The 3,586-nt window shown below is 60.0% G+C and carries 3 protein-coding genes; 1 reads left to right on the top strand and 2 read right to left on the bottom strand.

Annotated features, from left to right (window positions below):
* Positions 1–614: 614 nt before the first annotated feature.
* Positions 615–1,688, top strand: coding sequence for a quinolinate synthase NadA (gene nadA, locus AAC083_RS02320; protein ID WP_181364887.1), 1,074 nt, complete (start codon positions 615–617; stop codon positions 1,686–1,688).
* Positions 1,689–1,755: 67 nt separating this feature from the next.
* Here nadA and AAC083_RS02325 read toward each other — a convergent pair whose 3' ends face one another.
* Positions 1,756–2,622 carry a D-hexose-6-phosphate mutarotase gene (locus tag AAC083_RS02325; protein WP_108537929.1) on the bottom strand — a complete coding sequence of 289 codons (867 nt, stop codon included), beginning with the start codon at positions 2,620–2,622 and terminating at the stop codon, positions 1,756–1,758.
* Between the two features lie 115 nt (positions 2,623–2,737).
* On the bottom strand, positions 2,738–3,586 hold an 849-nt coding region (gene gap / locus AAC083_RS02330), incomplete at its 5' end, for a type I glyceraldehyde-3-phosphate dehydrogenase (RefSeq protein ID WP_258224863.1).

The raw sequence follows: 3,586 nt of genomic DNA on the forward strand, positions 1-3,586 counted from the left end.
CTCCCTTACAAGGAGGGGGTCACTGGTTCGATCCCAGTAACGACCACCAGATCGAAAAGCCCGCAACGATGCGGGCTTTTTTTATGGCTGTTACTCATCAGATTGTCAGACGATCCAGCTGGGTTGCCTGAGTGGTTGCGGCCTGCGCCAGCTTCTCGCTCAGGCGATGGCTGGCACTGGCCTCCAGTCCCTGGGTCGGCGGCATTCCCCATGCGCATCAGGCAGGCTCTGGTTGATGGTATCGCTGACGGTACTCGGCTCCTTGGCCGCCTGGCGACCAAGTTGATGTGAGCGTGGATCCGCTGGATCTGGGCCACCACCGGGCTGAGTGCTTCGAAGGACTGTGACCGTACTGGCCGAGCGGGTGATGCCGGTGCTCATCTACTGCTGGTTGCACTGCACAATGCCGCCCAGCTGATCAGGAAGAGTCCCATGGTGAGCAACCGCTTGGTGTTGAGCGGGCGTTGTTTCATTCGAAAACTCCTTTTGGCAAGAATGACAACGAATCACGTGAGGGTATGTGGACACTTGCGTATCACCGGATTTGTTGATGGGTTTGTGGCCAGCTTCTGGTTATAATTTTTGCCTTTCCGAGCCTTGATGGAACAGTCGCAATGAGCAATGCACTGAGCAGTATCCCTCCGGTGGTCGAGATGGACTACCCGTTCCCGGTCAAACCGGCCCCGCTGACCGCCGAGCAGAAAACGACCCTGATCGCAGACATCAAGGCACTGCTTGAAGCGCGCCAGGCTGTGCTGGTTGCCCACTACTACACGGATCCCGAGATCCAGGCGCTGGCCGAGGCCACTGGTGGTTTCGTCGGTGATTCCCTCGAGATGGCCCGTTTTGGCCGGGATCACGCCGCCCAGACCCTGATCGTGGCCGGGGTGCGTTTCATGGGGGAGACCTCCAAGATCCTGAGCCCGCACAAGCGGGTGTTGATGCCGACCCTGGAGGCCGAGTGTTCCCTCGATCTGGGCTGCCCCAGCGATAAATTCTCGGCCTTCTGCGATGCCCACCCCGACCACATAGTGGTGGTTTATGCCAATACCTCGGCTGCGGTGAAGGCGCGGGCAGACTGGGTGGTGACCTCCAGCATTGCGCTTGAGATAGTCGAACACCTCGACAGCCAGGGTTACAAGATCATCTGGGGCCCGGACAGGCACCTCGGCGCCTATATCGAGAAGAAGACGGGCGCCCAGATGCTGCGCTGGCAGGGCCACTGCATCGTCCATGACGAGTTCAAGGCCCGAGCCCTGCGCGAGCTCAAGGAGCAGAACCCGGATGCGGCTGTGCTGGTGCATCCGGAATCTCCGGCCTCGGTCATCGAGTTGGCCGATGCGGTGGGCTCCACCAGTCAACTGATCAAGGCGGCCAAAGAACTGCCTCAGCAGAAGCTGATCGTGGCGACCGATCGCGGCATCTTCTACAAGATGCAGCAGGCTTGTCCGGACAAGGAGATGGTCGAGGCGCCGACCGGTGGCGATGGTGCCACCTGCCGCAGCTGCGCCCACTGTCCCTGGATGGCAATGAACGGTCTGGTGGCGATCAAGGAGGCGTTGACCGATGGCGCCGAGCGTCACGAGATCCTGGTGGATGAAGCCCTGCGGGTGAAGGCACTGCTCCCGCTGGATCGCATGCTCGATTTTGCCGCCGAGCTCAGGCTCAAGACTCAGGGCAACGCCTGACAAGAGTGGCATGACATGCAAAGAGGGCACCCGCGGGTGCCCTCTTTTGTTATGAGTGCCGTGAAGATCAGAGGATCACGGTAGAGAGGCTGTGCTCCTCATCCGGCGCTATGACTACGCCTGCCTCGGTCGTGATGGCTGCTTCGACGCAGAGCATGGTGCGGTAGCCATCGTTGCTCATGTCAGCCATGGCGGTGGCACCTTCCTGCCAGGGGGTCCAGACCACAATGCTGTCGTGGTTGCCGCTGACCACCTGAGTGGTGCGATCGCCATCCTCAACCCGGATCATGGCCTCGGGTTGGTGGTAGACCCGATCAATGGCCTCTGTGAGTGTCAGCGCACCCTGCTGCTGCGCATCCTGGCCGGTCAGCATGTCGGCGTAAGGCTCACCCAGTCCGATCACGCTGACGGCTTCCGGGGCGCCAATCTGCAGATAGGTGTGCAGGGCGGCATTGTAGGCGATGGGGGCCTTGCCAGTGTTGCGGGTCGTCAGCACCAGCGAGAGCTCCTTGCCGACCAGGACGTCCAGTTCCAACTCGAAGGGGTGGGGCCAGAGGGTACGGGTCGCGTTGTTGTCACGCAGAGAGAGATGGACAAGCGTGCCATCGCCGTGATCAGAGACACCGTCCAGGGTCCAGAGGCTGGTGCGGGCGAAGCCGTGGGACGGTTTGCCGCTGCCGACACGGGCGGGGGCCGTGCCGAACCAGGGCCAGCAGATTGGAACGCCACCGCGGATGGGCTTGCTGCCGTCCAGCACTGCCTTGTCGCTGAGCCAGAGCGAGGCGGGTTCGCCGTGGCGCTGGTAGTGCAGCACCTGGGCACCAAATAGGCTGATCTCGGCCTTTGCATCGCCATTGTCGATGGAGAGCAGGGGCAGGCCAGCGGCATTATGGCTGAGGATACAGTTGGCAGTCAGAGAGCGTGTCGGTTGCATGAGGACTCCTGTGCTCGCGCACATTCAGAAGAGAGGGTCGGAAAATCCACGGTCCAGAATACAAAAAAGCGGCCAATGGCCGCCTTTTTCAAGCTACTTGATTGCGCATCCCAAATTACTTGGAGATGTGAGCGATCAGGTCCAGAACTTTGCTGGAGTAGCCCATTTCGTTGTCGTACCAGGATACAACTTTAACGAACTTGTCGTTCAGAGCGATACCGGCTTTGGCATCGAACACGGAAGTCTGACGCTCGCCCAGGAAGTCAGTGGAGACCACTTGATCTTCGGTGTAGCCCAGCACGCCCTTCATGGAACCTTCAGAGGCTGCTTTCATGGCTGCGCAGATTTCAGCGTAGGTAGCCGCTTTCTTCAGGTTGACGGTCAGGTCAACAACGGATACGTCCGGAGTCGGTACGCGGAAAGCCATGCCGGTCAGTTTGCCGTTCAGTTCCGGGATAACAACGCCAACAGCTTTGGCAGCACCGGTAGAGGACGGGATGATGTTCTGAGCCGCACCGCGGCCACCGCGCCAGTCTTTGGCAGACGGACCATCAACGGTCTTCTGGGTAGCAGTGGTAGCGTGGACAGTGGTCATCAGGCCGGATTCGATACCGAAGGTATCGTTCAGAACTTTGGCGATCGGGGCCAGGCAGTTGGTGGTGCAGGAAGCGTTGGAAACGATGTCCTGACCAGCGTAGGTCGCGTCGTTAACACCCATGACGAACATAGGGGTAGCGTCTTTGGACGGGCCAGTCAGAACAACTTTCTTGGCGCCGGCAGCGATGTGCTTGCGAGCAGTCGCGTCGTCCAGGAACAGACCGGTGGCTTCGGCAACAACGTCAACACCGATGGCATCCCACTTCAGGTTTGCCGGGTCACGTTCAGCGGTAACACGTACGGTTTTGCCGTTGACAACCAGGTTGCCGTCTTTGACTTCAACGGTGCCTTTGAAGCGGCCGTGAGT

The organism is Aeromonas sp. HMWF014, from assembly GCF_963878295.1.
Classification (GTDB): Bacteria; Pseudomonadota; Gammaproteobacteria; order Enterobacterales; family Aeromonadaceae; genus Aeromonas; species Aeromonas popoffii.

Bases quoted from the DNA above. Each gene is read 5' to 3' on its own strand.
- nadA (WP_181364887.1), top strand. From the start codon at position 615: ATGAGCAATGCACTGAGCAGTATCCCTCCGGTGGTCGAGATGGACTAC.
- AAC083_RS02325 (WP_108537929.1), bottom strand. From the start codon at position 2,622: ATGCAACCGACACGCTCTCTGACTGCCAACTGTATCCTCAGCCATAAT.